This is a genomic window from Actinomadura sediminis (genome assembly GCF_042675525.1).
GTDB lineage: Bacteria > Actinomycetota > Actinomycetes > Streptosporangiales > Streptosporangiaceae > Spirillospora > Spirillospora sediminis.
Genome location: NZ_JBHTJA010000006.1, coordinates 80585 through 98470, shown reverse-complemented (window position 1 = coordinate 98470; position 17886 = coordinate 80585). Strand labels below are relative to the sequence as shown.

Below are 17886 nucleotides of genomic sequence, written 5' to 3'. Positions count from 1 at the left end.
CCCGGGTCGGCGAGGCACTTCTCGCAGGTGCTATTCGACGTCCGCTCCCGCATCGTCGCCCGAGCCCGCGCCGCCGTCGCGCTCCGCCTGCTTCGCCGGGGCGGCGCCCATCGTCAGCTCGATCGGGGTCACGTCGCGCGGCTCGAAGCCGAGGACCTGGCCGTAGAAGGCCAGCTCCGCCTCCAGGCACGCGACGATCGTGGCGCTCCTGCGGAAGCCGTGCGCCTCGCCCTCGAACGTCAGGTACGCGTGCGGGGTCTCGCCGGCGCCCAGCGCCATCGCGAACCGCTCGGACTGGTCCGGCGGGACGATCGGGTCGTCCAGCCCCTGCAGGAGCAGGACGGGGCACGCGGCCTCGTGGGCCCGGTTCAGCGGCGAGCGCTCCTCGTAGGCCCGCTCGAATCCGGGCAGCGGGCCGATCAGGCCGAACAGGTAGCGCGACTCGAAGTCGTGGGTGCCCTCGGCGAAACTCTGCAGGTCGGTGACGCCGAAGTAGGACGTGGCGGCCCTGAACACCCGCGTCTGCGTCACCGCCGCGAGCGTCGTCCAGCCGCCCGCGGAGCCGCCGCGGATGGCGAGCCTCTCCGGGTCGGCGAGGCCGCGGTCCACGAGCGCCCGGGCGGCCGCGACGGCGTCCTCGACGTCGACGACCCCCCACTGGCGGCTGAGCCGCTCGCGGTAGGTGCGGCCGTATCCGCTGGAGCCGCCGTAGTTGACGTCGACGACGCCGATGCCGCGGCTGGTGAAGTACGCCCGCTCGAGGTCGAGCACCGTGGAGACGCGGGAGGTCGGGCCGCCGTGGACGAACACGACGTACGGGGGGAGCTCGTCGGCGGGACCGGCGGCGAACGGGTTGGCGGGCGGGAAGACGTACGCGTGGACGGGACGCCCGAACGGGCCCTCCAGCCGTTCGGCGCGCGGCGCCGGCAGGTACGCGGCGTCGGGCACGTCCTCCAGTTCGGCCCGCAGCTCCTCGGCGCGGCCCGTCGCGGTGTCGATCCGCACGACGGTGCGGGGGGTGTCGGGGCCGCCGCCGATGCCGACGATCGTGGTGCCGTCCGCGGAGAGCTGCGGCAGCCAGTCCGCGTAGGGGACGTCGAGGTCCTCGAGGTCGAGGGTCTCGGGGTCGTAGATCCCGATGCGCAGGTCGCCCTCGCCGTGCAGGACCGCCAGGCGCCCGTCGCCCAGGAGCGCGTACGGCATGCCGCCCAGTTGCCAGAGCGGGCCGGCGAACTCCTCCTCGGCGGGGTAGAGCGCCTGGGCGGACTCTCCGTGCAGGCCCACCTGGTAGATGTTCCACCAGCCGGGCCAGTCCGAGATGACGTACAGGGTCTCGTCGTCCGCCCACAGCGGCGCCAGGACCGACTCCTTGAGCCCGCCTTTGACGGTGCGGGGCGAGACGGCGGCGCCGTCCTCGATCGCGGCGACGCGCAGCTCCGTCCCGTCCCAGGGCATGCGGGGGTGGTTCCACTGGACCCAGGCGAGGTGCCCGCCGCCGGGGGAGGGGGCGGGCGAGGCGTAGAAGTCCGCGCCGGACACCAGCTCGCGGATCGCGCCGGGGTCGTCCGCGGCGCTCCCGTCGAGCGGCACGGCGACGATGGCGCGCCGGATCCCGGTGCCGGCGCCGTCCTCGGCGGCGCCCTGCCCGGCGATGTGGCCCTCGCAGACGCACCAGACCTCGGCGCCGTCGGGGGACAGCACGTAGTCGGCGTAGCGGAGGCCGCCGGGGACCGCCGGTTCCGGGGTGAGCGGGTACGGCTTGGCGTCGCCCTCGTCGAGCCGGTGCAGCCGCTGGTCCTCGTAGTTGGAGAACACGATCGAGGTGCCCTCGGCGGTCGGCACCGGCAGGTACGACCGCCCGCCGTACTCGTGGACGCGCGTGCGCGCGTCCCACGGCGCGTGCAGGAGCTCCGTGCGCCGGCCGTCCCGCAGGCGGACCACCGTGTTCCGCCCGCCCTCCTCGGGGCGGGTCTCCTGCCACCACACGTCGTCGCCCGCGATGGAGGGGAAGGCGAGACGCAGCCGAGCGCGGGCGACGTCGGCCGCGGAGATGGGAGACGGCCAGGAGCCGTGGGGAAGGGTCGCACGAGCGGTCATACCGGAATCGTCCCGCATACGGGGATGCAGTGGGGCCATGACGGGCGGTTTGACTTCGGAAAGATACGCGCCGCCGACCCGGTGAAGCCACCCCCGGACCCCGTCTCACGTGCGAGGGGGCGCCGCCGGACGGTTCCGGCGGCGCCCCCTCGGGTCCCGTGCGCCCGCGTTCGCGGACGCGCGGGGAACGCTACTTCTTCTCGACTTCGCCGGGCTCCATCCCCGGTGCCGCGGGGACCCCCGCGGCGGGCGCGACGGAGTGCCCGGTCGTCCGGCGGTTGCGGCGCAGGCGCCCCTCCAGCCACGTCGCGAGCGCGCTCAGCGACATGTTGATCCCGATGTAGATGATCGAGACGACGATCGCCGCGGCGAGCAGGTTCTGGAAGTTCGGGCCGACCACCTTGAAGCCCGCGTGCAGCAGGTCCTCGAAGGCGATGATGAACCCGAGCGCGGTGTCCTTGAGCAGGACGACGAGCTGGCTGACGATCGCGGGCATCATGGCCGTGACCGCCTGGGGCAGCAGCACCAGCCGCATGACCCCGTTCTTGCGCAGCCCGATCGAGTAGGCGGCCTCCGACTGCCCCTTGGGCAGCGACAGGACGCCCGCCCGGACGACCTCGGCGAGCACCGAGCCGTTGTACAGCGTCAGCCCGAACACCAGCGCGGCGAACGCGGGGACGGTCACCACGCCGTAGTTGATCTCCACACCGAAGACGAACAGGAAGTTCTCCACGATGACGCGCTGCGCCTGCCCCAGCGGCGATTCGGCGATGACCGGGCTGACCAGCGGCGGCGCGAAGAACGCCAGGAAGATCAGGATCAGCAGCGGGATGGCGCGGAAGAACTCCACCACCGCGCCCGCGGGGCCCCGGATCCACCAGTGGTCCGACAGCCGGGCGAGACCGAACACCGCGCCGAACAGCATCGCCAGCACCGACGCGACGGCGGCGGCCTTCAGCGTGTTCCACAGGCCCGGCAGGATCAGGTTCGACCAGACATCGCCGCGCAGGAACGGTTTCCACAGCTTGGCGGCGAACTGGTCGAGCGTGTACAGCTTCCAGACCACCGCCGCCGCGACGGCCAGCAGGACGACGACCGAAACGACCGCCAGGATCCTGTTGCGCGCCTCGGCCCTCGGGCCGGGCGCGTCGAAGAGGACGTTGGCCTCCCTGCTCATCGCGCCACCGCCATTCGCTTGGCCAGCCAGCCGAAGAAGAACCCGGTCGGCAGGGTGAGGACCATGAAGCCGGCCGCGATCGTCAGGAACAGGGGGATGGCGGGCGGCTGGTTGTTGGGATCGTCGAACAGGGCGTACATCACCGCGGCGGCCTCGAGGTACCCGGCCGCGATCACCACGGTCGTGTTCTTGATCATGGCGATCAGCGTGCTGCCGAGCGGCGCGATCACCGCGCGGAACGCCTGCGGCAGGATGACCATCCGCAGCGACTGGGCGAAGGTCAGCCCGATCGACCGTGCGGCCTCGGCCTGGCCGAGCGGCACGGTGTTGATCCCCGAGCGCAGCACCTCGCAGATGAACGCCCCGGTGTAGAAGGACAGCCCGATGACCGCCCACCAGTAGGCGTCCACGGTGTTCTGCTCGGAGAACTTGAGCTGCAGGGTTGTGGAGATGCCCAGGCTGCACAGCAGCAGGACCAGTGTCAGCGGCGTGTTGCGCACCACGTTGACGTAGACGGTCCCCACCATCCGCAGCAGCGGGATGGGGGCGACCCGGAACGACACGGCGATCGTCCCGATCACCATCGACAGCAGCGCCGACATCAGCGCCAGCCGGATGGTCCCCCAGAAGCCTTCGAGGATGCGGTCGCCGTTCTCGAAGACCGGGCCGAAGTCGAGGAGGCCGAGCAGGTCTTCCATGACACTCCAGCGTGTTCAGGGCCGCGCCGGCGCCCCGAGCGGACGGGACGCCGGCGCGGCGCGGCCGGTCGTTACGGTCAGGCGCAGCCCTCGAACTGCGGAACCGTCGTCGTCGGCTTCAGGCCGGTGCCCCCGAACCACTTGTCCAGCAGCTTGGCGGCGGTGCCGTCCTCGTACATCTTCGTGATGGCCGCGTTGACGGCCTCGCAGGTCTCGGTGTCGCCCTTGCGCATGCCGACGCCGTACTTCTCGTCGGTGAAGGGGTCGTTGATGACCGTGAACTCGCCCTCCTGCTGCTTGGCGAAGCCCGCGAGGATCAGGTCGTCGGTGGTCACCGCGTCCAGGTCGCCGGCCTTCAGCTTCGCCACGCACTCGGAGTAGCTGGAGGCGGGGACCGGGGTCGCGTCGATGTCGAGCTTGCCGTCCGGCGGCGGGTCGATGACGCGCTTGTAGGAGTTGGAGCCGGCGGCCTGGCAGAGCTTCTTGCCCTTGAGGTCCGCGGCCTTCTTGATCGATTCGTCGTCGGCCCGGACCATGGTGTCCTGGTGGGCGACGTAGTACGGGCCGCCGAAGGTGACCTGCTTCTTGCGGGAGTCCGTGATCGAGTAGGTGGCGAAGATCAGGTCGACCTGGCCGCCGGTGATGAAGGTCTCCCGGTTGGCGGACCGGGTCTCCTTGAACGTGATGCCGTCCTCGGGGACGCCCATCTCCTTGGCGACGTACTTGGCGACGTCGACGTCGAAGCCCTCGACACCGCCGCTCGGCGTCTTCAGGCCCAGCGCGGGCTGGTCGTACTTGACGCCGATCGTGATCTTCTTGTTCTCCTTGACCCGGTCCACGATGCTCTGCGCATCGGTGGCCTCGGTGTCGCTGCCGCAGGCGCTCAGCACCAGCGAGAGCGCGGCCGCCGCGCCGATGGCGCCGCTGAAACGACGTGCTCGCATTTCTCTTCCTCTGCTTCTTTCGGGGCCGGTGGGCTCGGTGCTCGCTGTTCGCGGAGCCGGAACTCAGTGGGTCAGGATCTTGGACAGGAAGTCCTTCGCGCGGTCGGTTCGCGCGTTGGTGAAGAACTCGTCCGGAGTGTTCTCCTCCACGATCTGGCCGTCCGCCATGAACACGACCTTGCGCGCGGCCTTACGGGCGAACCCCATCTCGTGGGTGACGACGATCATCGTCATGCCCTCGCGGGCCAGGCCCGTCATGACGTCGAGGACCTCGTTGACCATCTCCGGGTCGAGCGCCGAGGTCGGCTCGTCGAAGAGCATCACCTTCGGCTTCATGGCGAGGGAGCGCGCGATCGCCGCGCGCTGCTGCTGCCCGCCGGAGAGCTGCGCCGGATACTTGTGGGCCTGGTTGGCGATGCCGACCCGCTCCAGCAGTTCCATCGCGTGCTTCTCGGACTCCTGCTTGCCCTGCTTGCGGACCTTGATCGGCCCGAGCGTGACGTTCTCGAGGATGGTCTTGTGGGCGAACAGGTTGAACGACTGGAACACCATGCCGACGTCCGAGCGGAGCTTCGCGAGCTCCTTGCCCTCCTTCGGCAGTTCCTTGCCGTCCACCTTGATCGTGCCGCCGTCGATGGGCTCCAGCCGGTTGATGGACCGGCACAGGGTCGACTTGCCGCCGCCCGACGGGCCGATGACGACGACGACCTCGCCGCGGTCCACGGTGAGGTTGATGTCGCGGAGAACGTGCAGATCGCCGAAGTGCTTGTTGACGTTCTCCATCACGACGAGGGGCCCGCCGCCCTGGGTCTTCCCCTGCGGGGCGGAGTCGTCCGGCCCGTCGCCCTTGGTGAGCTCGGGCCCGCCTTCGCTGTCCGTCATGGGCTCGGACTTTACGACATGGAATTCGCAGGGCAAGTTTCCGCGGGGTACCGATACGATCACGAAAACCCATGTCCGCAAGGGGTTGCGGCCCTATCGGGTGTAACCGGTGGGGTGCGCGTGACCACGGCGGCGTCCCGTTCCGTGATGCGACGGTTACCGCCATGAGACCCGGGGCGGCGCGTACCCTTGGGGACGTCATGAGTGCGCCTATGGAGACAGGCCCCCGCACGTACGAGATTCGTACCTACGGGTGCCAGATGAACGTTCACGACTCGGAGCGGCTGTCCGGCCTCTTGGAGGACGCCGGATACGTCCGCGCCGGCGAGGCCGAGCCCGACGTGGTCGTGTTCAACACCTGCGCCGTCCGGGAGAACGCCGACAACCGCCTGTACGGCAACCTGGGCCATTTGCGTCCGGTGAAGGACGGCCACCCGGGCATGCAGATCGCCGTGGGCGGTTGCCTCGCGCAGAAGGACCGGGACACGATCGTCAAGCGGGCCCCCTGGGTGGACGTCGTGTTCGGCACCCACAACATCGGGTCGCTTCCCGCGCTCCTGGAACGATCGCGCGTGCAGAGCGAGGCGCAGGTCGAGATCGAGGAGTCCCTGGTCACGTTCCCGTCGACGCTGCCGACGCGCCGGGAGTCCCCCTACGCGGCCTGGGTGTCGATCTCCGTGGGCTGCAACAACACGTGCACTTTCTGCATCGTGCCGTCCCTGCGCGGCAAGGAGAAGGACCGCCGGCCCGGCGAGATCCTCGCCGAGGTCGAGGCGCTGGTGGGCGAGGGCGTCCTGGAGGTCACCCTCCTCGGGCAGAACGTGAACGCCTACGGTTCGGGGTTCGGCGCCCTGGCGGCGGCCACGGACGGCGTGCGCGACGAGGTGCGCGCCCTGACGTCCGGCGGCGGTTCGGCGTTCGCGGGGCTGCTGCGCGCCGCCGGGCGGGTCGAGGGACTGGAGCGCGTCCGGTTCACCTCGCCGCACCCCAAGGACTTCACCGACGACGTCATCGCCGCGATGGCCGAGACCCCGAACGTGATGCCGTCGCTGCACATGCCCCTGCAGTCCGGTTCGGACGCGGTGCTGCGCGCCATGCGCCGCTCCTACCGGCAGGAGCGCTTCCTCGGCATCATCGACAAGGTCCGGGCGGCGATCCCGGACGCGGCGATCACCACCGACATCATCGTCGGGTTCCCCGGCGAGACCGACGCCGACTTCGAGGAGACGCTCCACGTCGTCCGGGAGGCGCGGTTCGCCTCGGCGTTCACGTTCCAGTACTCCAAGCGGCCCGGCACCCCGGCGGCCACCATGGACGGCCAGTTGCCGAAGGAGGTCGTGCAGGAGCGGTACGAGCGGCTCGTCGCGCTCCAGGAGGAGATCTCCTGGGCGGAGAACAAGAAGCAGCTCGGCCGCACGCTCGAGGTCCTGGTCGCCGAGGGGGAGGGCCGCAAGGACGGCGAGACCCGCCGGCTGTCCGGCCGTGCCCCCGACAACCGCCTCGTGCACTTCCGGGCCCCCGACGAGCACGTCCGTCCCGGCGACATGGTCACCGTCGAGGTCACCTACGCCGCGCCGCACCACCTCGTCGCCGACGGCGACGTCCGGTCCGTGCGGCGCACCCGCGCGGGCGACGCGTGGGAGGCGCGGCAGGGCGGCGGCGACGCACCGAAGGGCGTCGCGCTCGGGATGCCGTCCATCGGCCGCCCCGCCCCGGCCGCCGCGCCGTCCGGCCCCGGCTGCGCCACCGGCCGCTGAGGAGGCTCCGCGACGTGCTCATCTCGGCGGCGGTGTGCCCGCATCCGCCCCTCCTGGTGCCCGCCATGGCGGGGGGAGCGGCGCCGGAGCTCCAGGGGCTCCGCGCGGCCTGCGACGAGGCCGTCGGCCGCCTGGCCGCCGCACGGCCGGACGCGCTGGCCGTCGTGGGCGGCGCCCCGGGCACCGTCGCGTACGGGAGCGACGCCTACGCGACCCTGCGCCCGTACGGGCTGCCGTGGACCAGTCCCGAGGTTCCGGACGGCGGCGGCGAGCCGCTGCCGCTGTCGCTGACGATCGGGCGGTGGCTGCTCGAGCGCGCCGGTGCTCCGCTCGTCCGGGGGGCGGACGCCGGCGCGCGCTACCGCTCGGTCGCGTTCGACGCCCCGCCGGAGGAGTGCCTGGCGCTCGGCCGGGAAATCGCTGGATCCGCCGGCCGCGTCGCCCTGCTGGTGCTGGGCGACGGTTCGGCGTGCCGTTCCGAGAAGGCCCCCGGCTACCTCGACGAACGGGCGGGACCGTACGACGATTCGGTGGCCCGCGCGCTCGGGAGGGCCGACGCCGCGGCGCTGGCCGCGCTCGACGCCGGGACGTCCCGGGAGCTGCGGGCGGCCGGGCGGGCGGCGTGGCAGGTGCTCGCGGGCGCGGCCGCCGCGGGCCGGTTCACCGGCGAGCTTCTCGCCGACGAGGCGCCCTACGGGGTCGGCTACTTCGTGGCGTCCTGGACGGCGGACCCCGGGCGGTAGCGGGTCAGGCGCGGCCTCCGGGCTCGTTCGGGCCGGGCTCGTCCATGCCGTGCCGCCGCGGCTCGCCCTGCCCCATGTCACCCTGCCCCATGTCGCCCTGGCCCATGTCGGCCTGGCCCCTGTCGCCCTGGCCCGTGTCGGCCCGCCCCATGTCGCCCTGGCGCGCGTCGCCCTGGCCGCCGGTGGGCTCGTTCCCGCCCTCGCCCTGCCGGTCGATGTAGTCCCCGGCCTTGCTCTGGGCCTTGTCGACCTTGTCGGAGTACTTGCCGCCGGTGCGCTGGTCGACCATGTCCCCGGCCTTCTCCACGCCCTGCTTGGCCTTGTCGGCGTTCTGCCCGAGCATCTGCTTGACCTTGTCGACGATGGACATTGGAACATCCCCCCGGATCCCTCGTCTCGGACGGCGCCGCGCGACGTTCCCGCACGGCACCCGTACATCCCGGCTATACCCGTTCTGTTGCCACAATTAAGCCCGTGACCTCTCCTGATGTGATCGCGGTCGTGGGCGCGACCGCCGCCGGCAAGTCCGACCTCGCCGTGGAACTGGCCCTGCGGCTCGGCGGCGAGGCGGTCAACGCCGACTCGATGCAGCTCTACCGGGGCATGGACATCGGCACCGCCAAGCTCGCGCGCGACGAGATGCGCGGCGTCCCGCACCACCTCCTGGACGTCTGGGACGTGACCGCGACCGCGAGCGTCGCCGAGTACCAGCGGCTCGCCGCCGAGGCGATCGCCGCGGTCCGGGGGCGCGGCCGCGCGCCGATCCTGGTCGGCGGGTCCGGGCTGTACGTCCGGGCCGCGATCGACGAGATGGAGTTCCCGGGGACGGACCCGGCCGTCCGGGCGCGGCTCGAGGAGGAACTGGCGCGCGAAGGACCCGCCGTCCTGCACGAGCGTCTTCGCGGGGCCGACCCGGCGGCGGCGGAGGCGATCCTGCCGAGCAACGGGCGCCGCATCGTGCGGGCCCTGGAGGTCATCGAGATAACGGGACGCCCGTTCACCGCCACCCTGCCCGAGCACCGGTACCGCTACGACACGGTCGTGCAGATCGGCCTCGGCGTGCCCAGAGACGAGCTGGACGAGCGCATCGCCGTGCGGGTGCAACGGATGTGGGACGCCGGCCTGGTCGACGAGGTACGGGCCCTGGAGAAGCGGGGGCTGCGCGACGGCCTGACCGCCGGGCGCGCGCTCGGGTACGCGCAGGTGCTGCGTTACCTGGCGGGGGAGTGGACCGAGGAGCAGGCCAAGGAGGACACGATCCGCACCACGCGACGCTTCGCGCGCAGGCAGGAGTCGTGGTTCCGCCGCGACCCGCGCGTCCAATGGCTTCCGTACGACGCACCGGACCTCGTCGCGCGCGCGCTCGCGCTCGTCCACGGATGAGGACCCGCGCCCGGTCCCGGATCGATCGGGACAACTGTCCCTCGGCACCGGGACCCGTCACCGCGTAACTTCTTCCTTGCACACCCTCTGGTGAAATGGCCCGTACGGACCGAGATGGGAGCCTCGGTCCAGTGCGGTGCCAGAGGGCCGGTGGCGACCTTCTTGGCGGGGGGCGGTCACCGGCCCTCCCACCGGGTGCGGCATCTCCCCGATCGGGCAGCGGCCGGATCAGGCGGCGTCGAGGGGCTGGACCCCGTTGACGGGGAGACGGGCGCGGACGAGCGTGCCGCCCTTCGGGCCGGGGCCCACGGTGCAGGAGCCGCCGAGTTCCGTCGCGCGTTCGCGCATCGACGCCATGCCGATCCCCGCGCGCATCCGCTCGGGCAGCCCCACGCCGTCGTCGTCCACCGTGACGTGCAGATCCCCGTTCAGGCACAACTTCACCTCGGCCGACCGCGCGTTGGCGTGCCGGTGCACGTTGGTGAGGGCCTCCTGGACGATCCGGTACGCGGCGACCTCGGCGGCGGCGGGCAGGCACCCGACCTCCCCCTCCACGCGCACGTCCACTCTGGGGCCGTCCCCGGAGGCGACGACGCCGCCGAGCGCCCGGATCGCCCCGGCCAGGCCCAGGTCGTCCAGCGCGGGCGGCCGCAGTCCCTGCACCAGCTCGCGGATGTCGCCGATCGTGCGGCCCATGGTCGCCCGCAGATCCTCCAGCAGCGCGTCCGCGGCCTCCGGGTCGGTCCTGAGCGTGATGCGGGCGGCGTCCACGGTCATCGCGAGACTCGCCAGCGTCGGCCCGAGCCCGTCGTGCAGGTCGCGGCGCAGCCGGCGCCGCTCGTCCTCCCGGGCCCGCAGGATGCGCTCCTTGGAGCGCTGCACGTCGGCGGCCAGCCGCGCCGCGTTCGCGAGCTCCGCGAGGTTGCGGGCCAGGATGCCCGACAGGCGGGCGTCCGGCGGGCGGGTGACGCCGAACCGCAGCCGCCCCACCGGCTCCCCGTGCCACACCAGGGGGATGAGGTGCGGACGCTCGCCCGGGACGCCGTCCTCCGCCGAGATCGTCCGGCCGTCGCGGTCCAGGACCTCGATGACCACGCCCGTCGCGTGCAGCGCGGACCGCGCCACCTCGGCGCCGACGGCCAGCGCCGCGCCGGGATCGGCGGCGGTCTGGAGCCGCCGGTTGAGCCGGTCGGCGATCCGGTACGGGTCGCGCTCGCCGTGCACGACCCGGTCCACCGTCCGCTGGATGCGACGCCGCGCCGGCTCGAACAGCGCGCCCGCCGCGATCGCGCCCACCAGGCCGGCCAGCGCGCCGTGCCCCGCCACGAGCATGCTCGTCATGCCGAGCAGCGCGAAGTACACGCCGGTGATCACCACGGCGAGCCCCGCGTACACGAGCGTCCGGCCGACCACGAGGTCGATGTCGTACAGCCGGTACCGGGTGATGGCGATCGCGATGCAGATCGGGACGGCCACGATCGTCAGGCTGCGCAGCGGATCGCCGATCGCGGTGTTCTCCCCGGCGTAGATGACCGCCTCGGCGAGCACGCCCGGGTACACGACCCAGCCGATCTGCCGCCGCACGTCCGGCGCCGCCCGGACGAACCGGACCACCACCGACAGCACCGCCCCGGCCAGCGTGGCGACGATCAGCGCGGCGATGGGCGGCGGTATCTCCGCGAACGGGTAGATCGACACCCCGTTGTGGAACCGGCGCGCGCCGGGGTCGATCGTCAGGTGCACGCAGACGACGACCGGGACCAGGCACGCCATGGCCAGCACCGGCCGGAACCGGGCCGACACCAGCCGCCCGTCCGGGAAGATCAGCGGCAGCACCAGCGTGAGCACGAACGTGTCGACCGCCCACAGCCAGGTGCCGAGCCAGAGGAAGAACCCCGCGAGCGCCCAGCCCCGGAGCTCCAGCCACGGCCCCAGGTTCAGCGCCAGGACGTAGACGGCCGCGCTGACGCCCGCGCCCATCATCAGCCAGCCGACCCGCAGGCGGGGCCGGTGCCGCAGCAGGAGCGCGGCCACGCCCGTCCAGCACAGCGCCACGAGGATCTCCGGGTGCCACCAGACCATCCGCGCGTCCGCCGGCAGCGAGCCGCCCACGGCGAGCGACGCGGCGACCAGCAGGACCGCCCCGCAGGCGAGCGCGCCCGCCGCGCCCCCCGCGCCGCGGCCCGCCCCGCGACTCTGGGCCACCGTCACCATCCTGGGCTCCCGGGTCGGAAAGTAATGGAATGTTAAAGCGTCCGGGTCTCGGTCCCGCACTCATCGGGGCGTCCGCGTGCGGACGGCGTGGCCGGAACCGGCCGCGACCCGCCGCCGGGCACCGGGTGTGCCGAGATAGTAACCACGCAAAACGGAAACTAGCCATGAAAAGGCATGTCAGGGACCCATACGGAACCAGACGAACACCCCGCGGAGACCGGCCACGCCATCCCCGAGCCCCCAGGGAGAGCACAACCGCCGAACGTCCCCGGCGGCGCCGACTCGGCCGTCAGGGCCGCGATGCGGACAGATGGCCGCGAGGAAGCCGACCGGGTCGCGGCCCGTGCCCGGCCGGTACGGGCCCCACGGTTCTGCGGGTGCGGTCGTGGTGCGGCCGGCCTTGCGGACGCGTGGCCGGACGGGGGCGCCGGACGGGGCGCCGGACGCGCCTTGCGGAAGGCGATGCGGGGGTGGGCGGGTGCGCGTGTGGAGAGCGTGGGCGGGACCGCCGGATGGGAGCGGCGGGTGGCGCGGCGGTGTTCTGCGGGTGCGGTCGTGGTGCGGGGCGGGGAGGGTGGTCAGGGTTTGGGGGGCGGGTAAAGGCCCGCCAGGAGGGCCTGCGTGCCCCGGCGGACCTGGCCCGGGTCGACGTCGTCGAGGATGAGCCGCTGGAGCATGAAGCCGGGCACCACGCCGAAAAGGGTCCTGCCGGCGGCCTCGGGGTCGGTGTCGGCGGGCAGCCGGCCGGCGTCGACGAGCCGGTGCACGTAGCGGATCCACGTGTCGCGCAGCGTGCGTATGGTGGCGGCGACGTAGCCGTGGATCTCGGCGTCGTACATCGCGAGCGCCCAGCCCTGCGGGGCCAGGCGGAGGATGCCGTCCTCCCCGGACATGGCCATGGCGCGCACGGTGATCCGCTCGATCAGCTCGTCCGGCGGCAGGAGCGGGTCGGCGTCCACGAGCTCGGTCAGGTAGGTGTGGAGGTCCCCGACGACGGTCGACAGGATCGCCTCGATGATCTCGTTCTTGCTCTTGAAGTACCGGTAGACGGCACCGGCCGAGAGGCCCGCCTCCGCGAAGATGTCCTGCATCGACGTCGCGTGGACGCCCTGGCGGATGAAGCGCGCGCGGGCCGCGTCCAGGATCTGGCGGCGCCGCCGCTCCAGGTGCTCTTCGCTCACTCTCGGCATGTCCCCAATGTAAAACGAACGTTCGTTCTTGACAACACGGCGGGACGGTGTGAACCTCGTTAAGAGAACGGACATCCGCTTTTTTAGGAGCAGGTCGTGCAGTCCTCACTCGCCAAGCGCACCGCCGGGGTCGCCGTCGGCGCCGCGCTGCTACAGCTCTTGATGATCCTGGCCTTCACCTGGCCTGTCACCCGGACGGCCCCGCGCGACGTCCCGATCGTGGTGGCGGGGCCGGGCGCGGCCGCGACGGCCGAACGGCTCGAGCGGACGCGGCCCGGCGTGTTCGACGTCGCGGTGCTGACCGGCGCGGACGACGCCCGCGCCGCGATCGCCGACCGGGAGGCGTACGGCGCCATCGTCACGACGCCGTCGGGCCCCCGCGTGCTCACCGCGTCCGCCGCCTCGCCCATGGTGGCGCAGCAGCTCACCGAACTCGCCGGGAACCTCGCGGGCGCCCGGCCGGCCGCGCCCGTCCAGGACGTCGTCGCCGCCGACCCGGACGACCCGCGCGGCGCCGGCCTCGCGTCGCTCGTCCTGCCGCTGATCATGTCGTCGCTCGCCGCCGCGGTGCTGCTGACGTTCGCGGTCCCGAGCGCGGCGTGGCGGGCCGCGGGCGTGCTGCTGTTCGCGGTGCTCGGCGGTCTGGGCGTCGCCGGCCTCGCCTACGGGTGGCTGTCGCTCGTCCCCGGCCCCTACCTCGCGGTCGCCGGCGTCGCCGGGCTCACCGTCCTCGCGGTGACCGGGGCCGTCGCCGGCCTGGGCGCCGCGGTAGGACGGGCGGGCATCGGCATCGGCGCGCTCACGTTCCTGCTGCTCGGCAACCCGCTGTCCGGGATCACCACGGCACCGGAGATGCTGCCGGAACCGTGGGGCGCGATCGGGCAGTTCCTCCCGCCCGGCGCGGCGGGCACGCTGATCCGGTCGGCGACGTTCTTCGACGGCGCCGGCGCGGGCGCCCCGCTCGCGGTGCTGCTGGCCTGGTCGGCCGCCGGGCTCGCCCTGCTGGGCGTCGGAGCGCTGCGCAAGCCCCGCACCGAGGCCGCCCGCGAGAGCGATCCGGTGCCCGCCTGACCGGGACACGGAAGTCGCCGTTCGCCCGTCCCGGTGCGTATCTGGTCAGTAACCTTATGTGACCTGATCGCATCGGAAGGGCGGACATGGCGGCGTTCCTGCTGGGCCGGACGGTACGGGCCGTGCTCCAGGCCGTGCTCGGCGCGAGCCTCGTCTACCTGCTGGCCGCCGCCGCGCTCGACCCCCGCGCCCACCTCGCGGGCCGCGCGCAGCGCCCGCCGGACGCCGTCGTGGACGCCCGCCTCGCCCGGCTCAACCTCGACCCCCGGGTCCCGCCGCCCGCCCGTTACCGGGTCTGGGCGGCGGGCGTCGTGCGCGGCGACCTCGGCCGGACGCTGGACGGCCGCCCCGTCGGCGCCGAGCTGCGCCGCCGCCTCGCCGTCGGCGTCCGGCTCGTCCTCCCCGGCGCGGTGCTCGGCTCGGCCCTCGGGATCGCCCTCGGCGCCTGGTCCGCGGCGCGGCGCGGCCGGGCCGCGGACCGGATCGTCTCCCTGCTCGCGTACGCGCTCGCCGCCGTCCCGGTGTTCGTCCTCGCCGTCCTCCTGCAGATCGCCGCGGTCGCCGTCAACGACGCCGCGGGCGTCCGGATCCTCACCTGGACGGGCGAGACGGCCCGCGGGCTGCTGCTCCCGACCCTCGTGATCGCGCTCGCGCAGGCCGCCCTCATCGCCCGCTACCAGCGCGGGCCGACGCTCGACGTGCTGGACGCCGCGTTCGTCCGGGCGGCCCGCGCGAAGGGGCTGCGCCGCCGCGGGGCGCTGCTCCGGCACGCCCTGCGGCCCGCGCTGGTCCCGATGACCGGACGCCTGCCGCACACCGCCGCGATGCTGCTGCTCGGCGGCATGCTCGTCGAGCAGGTCTTCGGACGGCACGGGCTCGGCGAATGGCTGGCCGCCTCGGTCGCGCGCGGCGACGTCAACGCGGTCGCCGCCGTCGGCGGCCTCGCGGCCTGCGCGGTACCGGCGGCCGCGCTCGCCGCGGACGTCCTGCACGGGCTCCTCGACCCGCGCGTCCGGTCCGCGTGAGCCGCACCGCCGCCGGGCTGGCCCTGCTCGCCGCGCTCGTCCTGCTGGCCGCCGCGGGACCCGCGCTCTCGCCCTGGGCGTGGGACGAGATCGACTTCGCGTCCTTCGGTGCGGGACCGTCGCGGCGGCACTGGCTCGGCACCACGCAGAACGGGCGGGACGTGTTCGCGGTGACCGTGCACGCGCTCCGCAGGTCGCTCCTGATCGGCATCGGCGTCGCCGTGCTCGCGACGCTCCCGGCGGCCGTCGTCGGCACCGTCGCGGGATACGCGGGCGGGCGCGCCGACCGCGCGCTGATGTGGTGCGCCGATCTGCTGTTCGTCCTGCCGCCGTTCCTTCTCGTGGCCGTCCTGGCGCCCGGCGCGGGCGCGCTCGGGCTCGTCGCCGTCCTCGCCGCGCTCCACTGGCCGCCGTCCGCCCGGACGGTCCGGGCCATGGCCCGGTCGCTGCGCGAACGCGAGTACGTCCTGGCCGCCCGGCTCGGCGGGGTGGGCGCCCCGCGCACGGTCGTCCGGCACGTCCTGCCGTCGCTCGCGTCCCTGCTCGCGGTGGACGCGGGGCTGAACGTCGGCGCCGCGGTCATCGCCGAGAGCGGGCTCGCCCATCTCGGGTTCGGCGCGCGCCCGCCCGGCGTCTCGCTCGGCACCCTGATCGCCGACGGCGGCACGGCCGTCCTCGCGTTCCCCTGGCGGTTCGGGTTCCCGGCCGCGCTCCTGGTCCTGATCGCCGTCGCCGCGAACCTGCTCGCCGACGGCGTCCGCGCCGCCCGGTGACGGTGCTCGCGGTCACGGACCTGCGGGTCCGCCACGCACCGGACGTCCTGGCCGTGCGGGGCGCGAGCTTCGCCCTGCGCGCGGGCGAGACGCTGGGCGTCGTCGGCGCGTCGGGCTCCGGCAAGACCGCCCTCGCCCTCGCCGTGCTCGGCCTGCTCCCGGACGGCGCGCGCGCCGACGGGTCGGTGCGGCTGCACGGAAAGGAGCTGCTCGGACGCACCGACGCGGAACTCTCGCGGATACGCGGCAAGGACCTGGCGATGGTGTTCCAGGACCTCTCGTCCCTCAACCCCGTCCGCACCGTGGGCGCCCAGATCGCCGAGGCCGTCCGCGTCCACCGGCGCACCGGCCGGGCGGCGGCGCGCGCGCAGGCCGTCGAACTGCTCGACCTGGTGGGCGTTCCGTGCGCGGCCCGGCGCGCTCGGGCTCACCCGCACGAACTCTCGGGCGGGATGCGGCGGCGCGTGCTGATCGCGATGGCGATGGCGCACGATCCGTCCGTCCTCATCGCGGACGAGCCGACCGCGGGCCTCGACGTCACCGTGCAGGCGCAGATCCTCGACGTGCTCCGCACCGCACGGGCGTCCGGGACCGCGACCGTCCTCATCGCGCACGACCTCGGTGTCGTCGCGGGCCTCGCCGACCGCGTCCTGGTGATGCACGACGGGCGCGCGGTCGAGCAGGGCCCGGCCGCGGAGGTCTACCGGCGCCCACGGTCGTCCCGCACGATCGCCCTGCTGCGCGCGGCGCCCCGCATCGCGCCGCGCCCGGCCCGCGCCCGCCCGCCCGGCCCGGCGGTGCTCGCCGTCGAGGCGCTCGTCCGCCGGCACGGCGCCGTGCGCGCGGTCGACGGCGTCACGTTCGACGTCCGGCGCGGCGAGACGCTCGCGCTCGTGGGCGAGTCGGGCTGCGGCAAGACGACCGTGCTGATGGAGATCGCCCGCCTGGCCCGCCCCCGGAGCGGCCGGATCACCGTCCTCGGCGAGGACACCGGCGCGCTCCGCCGCGCGCGCCGCAGGGAACTGCGCCGCGACGTCCAGCTCGTCTTCCAGGACCCGGACGCGTCGCTGAACCCCCGCATGCGCGTCCGCGCGATCATCGCCGAGCCGCTCACCGCGCACGGCCTGCCCGCACGCGAGCGCGTCCGGGAACTCCTCGACCTCGTGGGGCTGGAGCCCCGGCACGCGGATCGCCGCCCCGGCGAGCTGTCGGGCGGACAGAGGCAGCGAGTCGCCATCGCCAGGGCGCTCGCCCTGGAGCCGCGCCTACTGCTCCTGGACGAACCCGTGGCCGCCCTGGACGCGAACGTGCAGGGACGCGTGCTGAACGTCCTGCGAGAACTCCGGTCCCGGCTCGGTGTCGCCTCCGTGTTCGTCGCGCACGACCTCGCGGCCGTGCACCGGGTCGCCGACCGGGCGGCCGTCATGCACGCGGGCCGCATCGTCGAACTGGGCGCGGTGGGCGGGATCTACGCGGCCCCCGCGCACCCGTACACGCGCGCGTTGCTGGACGCGATCCCGATCCCCGATCCCGTCCTCGAGCGCGCCCGCCCCCGCGTCGTCCTGCACGGCGAGGCCCCCGACCCCTCGGACCCGCCCAGCGGCTGCCGCTTCCGCGCCCGATGCCCGGTCCATCCCGTGCTCCCGCCCGCCGCCCGCGCCCGGTGCGCCGCCTCGGACCCCGAGCCCCGCCCCACCGGCCGTCCGGACCACCAGGTCGCGTGCCACCACCCGTTGACCGAACACGCACCCCCGACCCCCCGGAGGACCGCATGAAGCCGACTCCCGGCGGCGCCCCCCGCCACCTCGCCGCCGAGCGTGCCTACCCGCCCCCGCACCACATCGGTGCAGCGGGACCCGGTGCGCCGGGTCGCCCGCCGATGGCCCCGTCCACCTACGCCCAGGGCAAGACGGAGCCGGCCGCCCGCGGAGC

15 protein-coding genes are annotated in these 17886 nt (G+C 73.8%); 7 read left to right on the top strand and 8 right to left on the bottom strand.

All coding sequences use genetic code 11. From position 1 onward, the window contains the following. Positions 1 to 30: 30 nt before the first annotated feature. The 5 genes from ACFQ11_RS05730 to ACFQ11_RS05710 all read right to left on the bottom strand — a co-directional run bounded on the left by ACFQ11_RS05730 (position 31) and on the right by ACFQ11_RS05710 (position 5699). Entirely contained in the window at positions 31 to 2097 is a 2067-nt protein-coding gene (locus ACFQ11_RS05730) for a S9 family peptidase (protein WP_378296782.1), read from the bottom strand. A gap of 190 nt (positions 2098 to 2287) precedes the next feature. Next, positions 2288 to 3274, bottom strand: coding sequence for an amino acid ABC transporter permease (locus ACFQ11_RS05725; protein WP_378296781.1), 987 nt, complete (start codon positions 3272 to 3274; stop codon positions 2288 to 2290). Further along, the gene (locus tag ACFQ11_RS05720) at positions 3271 to 3972 is read right to left on the bottom strand and encodes an amino acid ABC transporter permease (protein WP_378296780.1); all 702 of its coding nucleotides are present in this window, start codon (positions 3970 to 3972) and stop codon (positions 3271 to 3273) included. Before ACFQ11_RS05720 ends, ACFQ11_RS05725 begins: the two co-directional genes overlap by 4 nt. Positions 3973 to 4049: 77 nt before the next feature. Next, complete coding sequence (locus ACFQ11_RS05715) at positions 4050 to 4916, bottom strand: glutamate ABC transporter substrate-binding protein (protein WP_378296779.1); 867 nt, start codon at positions 4914 to 4916, stop codon at positions 4050 to 4052. A gap of 63 nt (positions 4917 to 4979) precedes the next feature. After that, positions 4980 to 5699, bottom strand: coding sequence for an amino acid ABC transporter ATP-binding protein (locus ACFQ11_RS05710; RefSeq protein WP_378296836.1), 720 nt, complete (start codon positions 5697 to 5699; stop codon positions 4980 to 4982). A gap of 311 nt (positions 5700 to 6010) precedes the next feature. Between ACFQ11_RS05710 and miaB the strand changes: the two genes are divergently transcribed. Continuing rightward, positions 6011 to 7555 (top strand): tRNA (N6-isopentenyl adenosine(37)-C2)-methylthiotransferase MiaB, encoded by a 1545-nt coding sequence (gene miaB / locus ACFQ11_RS05705; RefSeq protein ID WP_449193546.1) that lies wholly within the window; start codon positions 6011 to 6013, stop codon positions 7553 to 7555. Between the two features lie 14 nt (positions 7556 to 7569). Beyond that, positions 7570 to 8298, top strand: a complete 729-nt coding sequence (locus tag ACFQ11_RS05700) for a class III extradiol dioxygenase subunit B-like domain-containing protein (protein ID WP_378296777.1) — start codon at positions 7570 to 7572, stop codon at positions 8296 to 8298. Between the two features lie 4 nt (positions 8299 to 8302). Here ACFQ11_RS05700 and ACFQ11_RS05695 read toward each other — a convergent pair whose 3' ends face one another. After that, positions 8303 to 8668, bottom strand: coding sequence for an antitoxin (locus ACFQ11_RS05695; RefSeq protein ID WP_378296776.1), 366 nt, complete (start codon positions 8666 to 8668; stop codon positions 8303 to 8305). A 119-nt stretch (positions 8669 to 8787) separates the two neighbouring features. On the opposite strand from ACFQ11_RS05695, the gene miaA reads away from it, so the two are divergent. Continuing rightward, complete coding sequence (miaA, locus tag ACFQ11_RS05690) at positions 8788 to 9681, top strand: tRNA (adenosine(37)-N6)-dimethylallyltransferase MiaA (protein ID WP_378296835.1); 894 nt, start codon at positions 8788 to 8790, stop codon at positions 9679 to 9681. 228 nt (positions 9682 to 9909) lie between these two features. On the opposite strand, the gene ACFQ11_RS05685 is transcribed toward miaA, so the two are convergent. After that, entirely contained in the window at positions 9910 to 11886 is a 1977-nt protein-coding gene (locus tag ACFQ11_RS05685; protein ID WP_378296775.1) for a sensor histidine kinase, read from the bottom strand. Between the two features lie 587 nt (positions 11887 to 12473). After that, a complete protein-coding gene (locus ACFQ11_RS05680) occupies positions 12474 to 13085 on the bottom strand; it encodes a TetR/AcrR family transcriptional regulator (RefSeq protein WP_378296774.1) in 612 nt (203 codons plus the stop codon). Between the two features lie 96 nt (positions 13086 to 13181). Here ACFQ11_RS05680 and ACFQ11_RS05675 point away from each other — a divergent pair, with 96 nt between their 5' ends. From ACFQ11_RS05675 to ACFQ11_RS05660, 4 genes are all read left to right on the top strand, one after another. After that, positions 13182 to 14156: a hypothetical protein gene (locus ACFQ11_RS05675; RefSeq protein WP_378296773.1), complete on the top strand. Its 975-nt coding sequence runs from the start codon at positions 13182 to 13184 to the stop codon at positions 14154 to 14156. A gap of 86 nt (positions 14157 to 14242) precedes the next feature. After that, the gene (locus tag ACFQ11_RS05670; protein WP_378296772.1) at positions 14243 to 15181 is read left to right on the top strand and encodes an ABC transporter permease; all 939 of its coding nucleotides are present in this window, start codon (positions 14243 to 14245) and stop codon (positions 15179 to 15181) included. After that, on the top strand, positions 15178 to 15954 hold the full coding sequence (locus ACFQ11_RS05665) for an ABC transporter permease (protein WP_378296771.1): 777 nt from the start codon (positions 15178 to 15180) through the stop codon (positions 15952 to 15954). The genes ACFQ11_RS05670 and ACFQ11_RS05665 overlap by 4 nt, the downstream gene beginning before the upstream one ends. Beyond that, complete coding sequence (locus ACFQ11_RS05660) at positions 15951 to 17729, top strand: dipeptide ABC transporter ATP-binding protein (RefSeq protein ID WP_378296770.1); 1779 nt, start codon at positions 15951 to 15953, stop codon at positions 17727 to 17729. Before ACFQ11_RS05665 ends, ACFQ11_RS05660 begins: the two co-directional genes overlap by 4 nt. Positions 17730 to 17886: the final 157 nt, after the last annotated feature.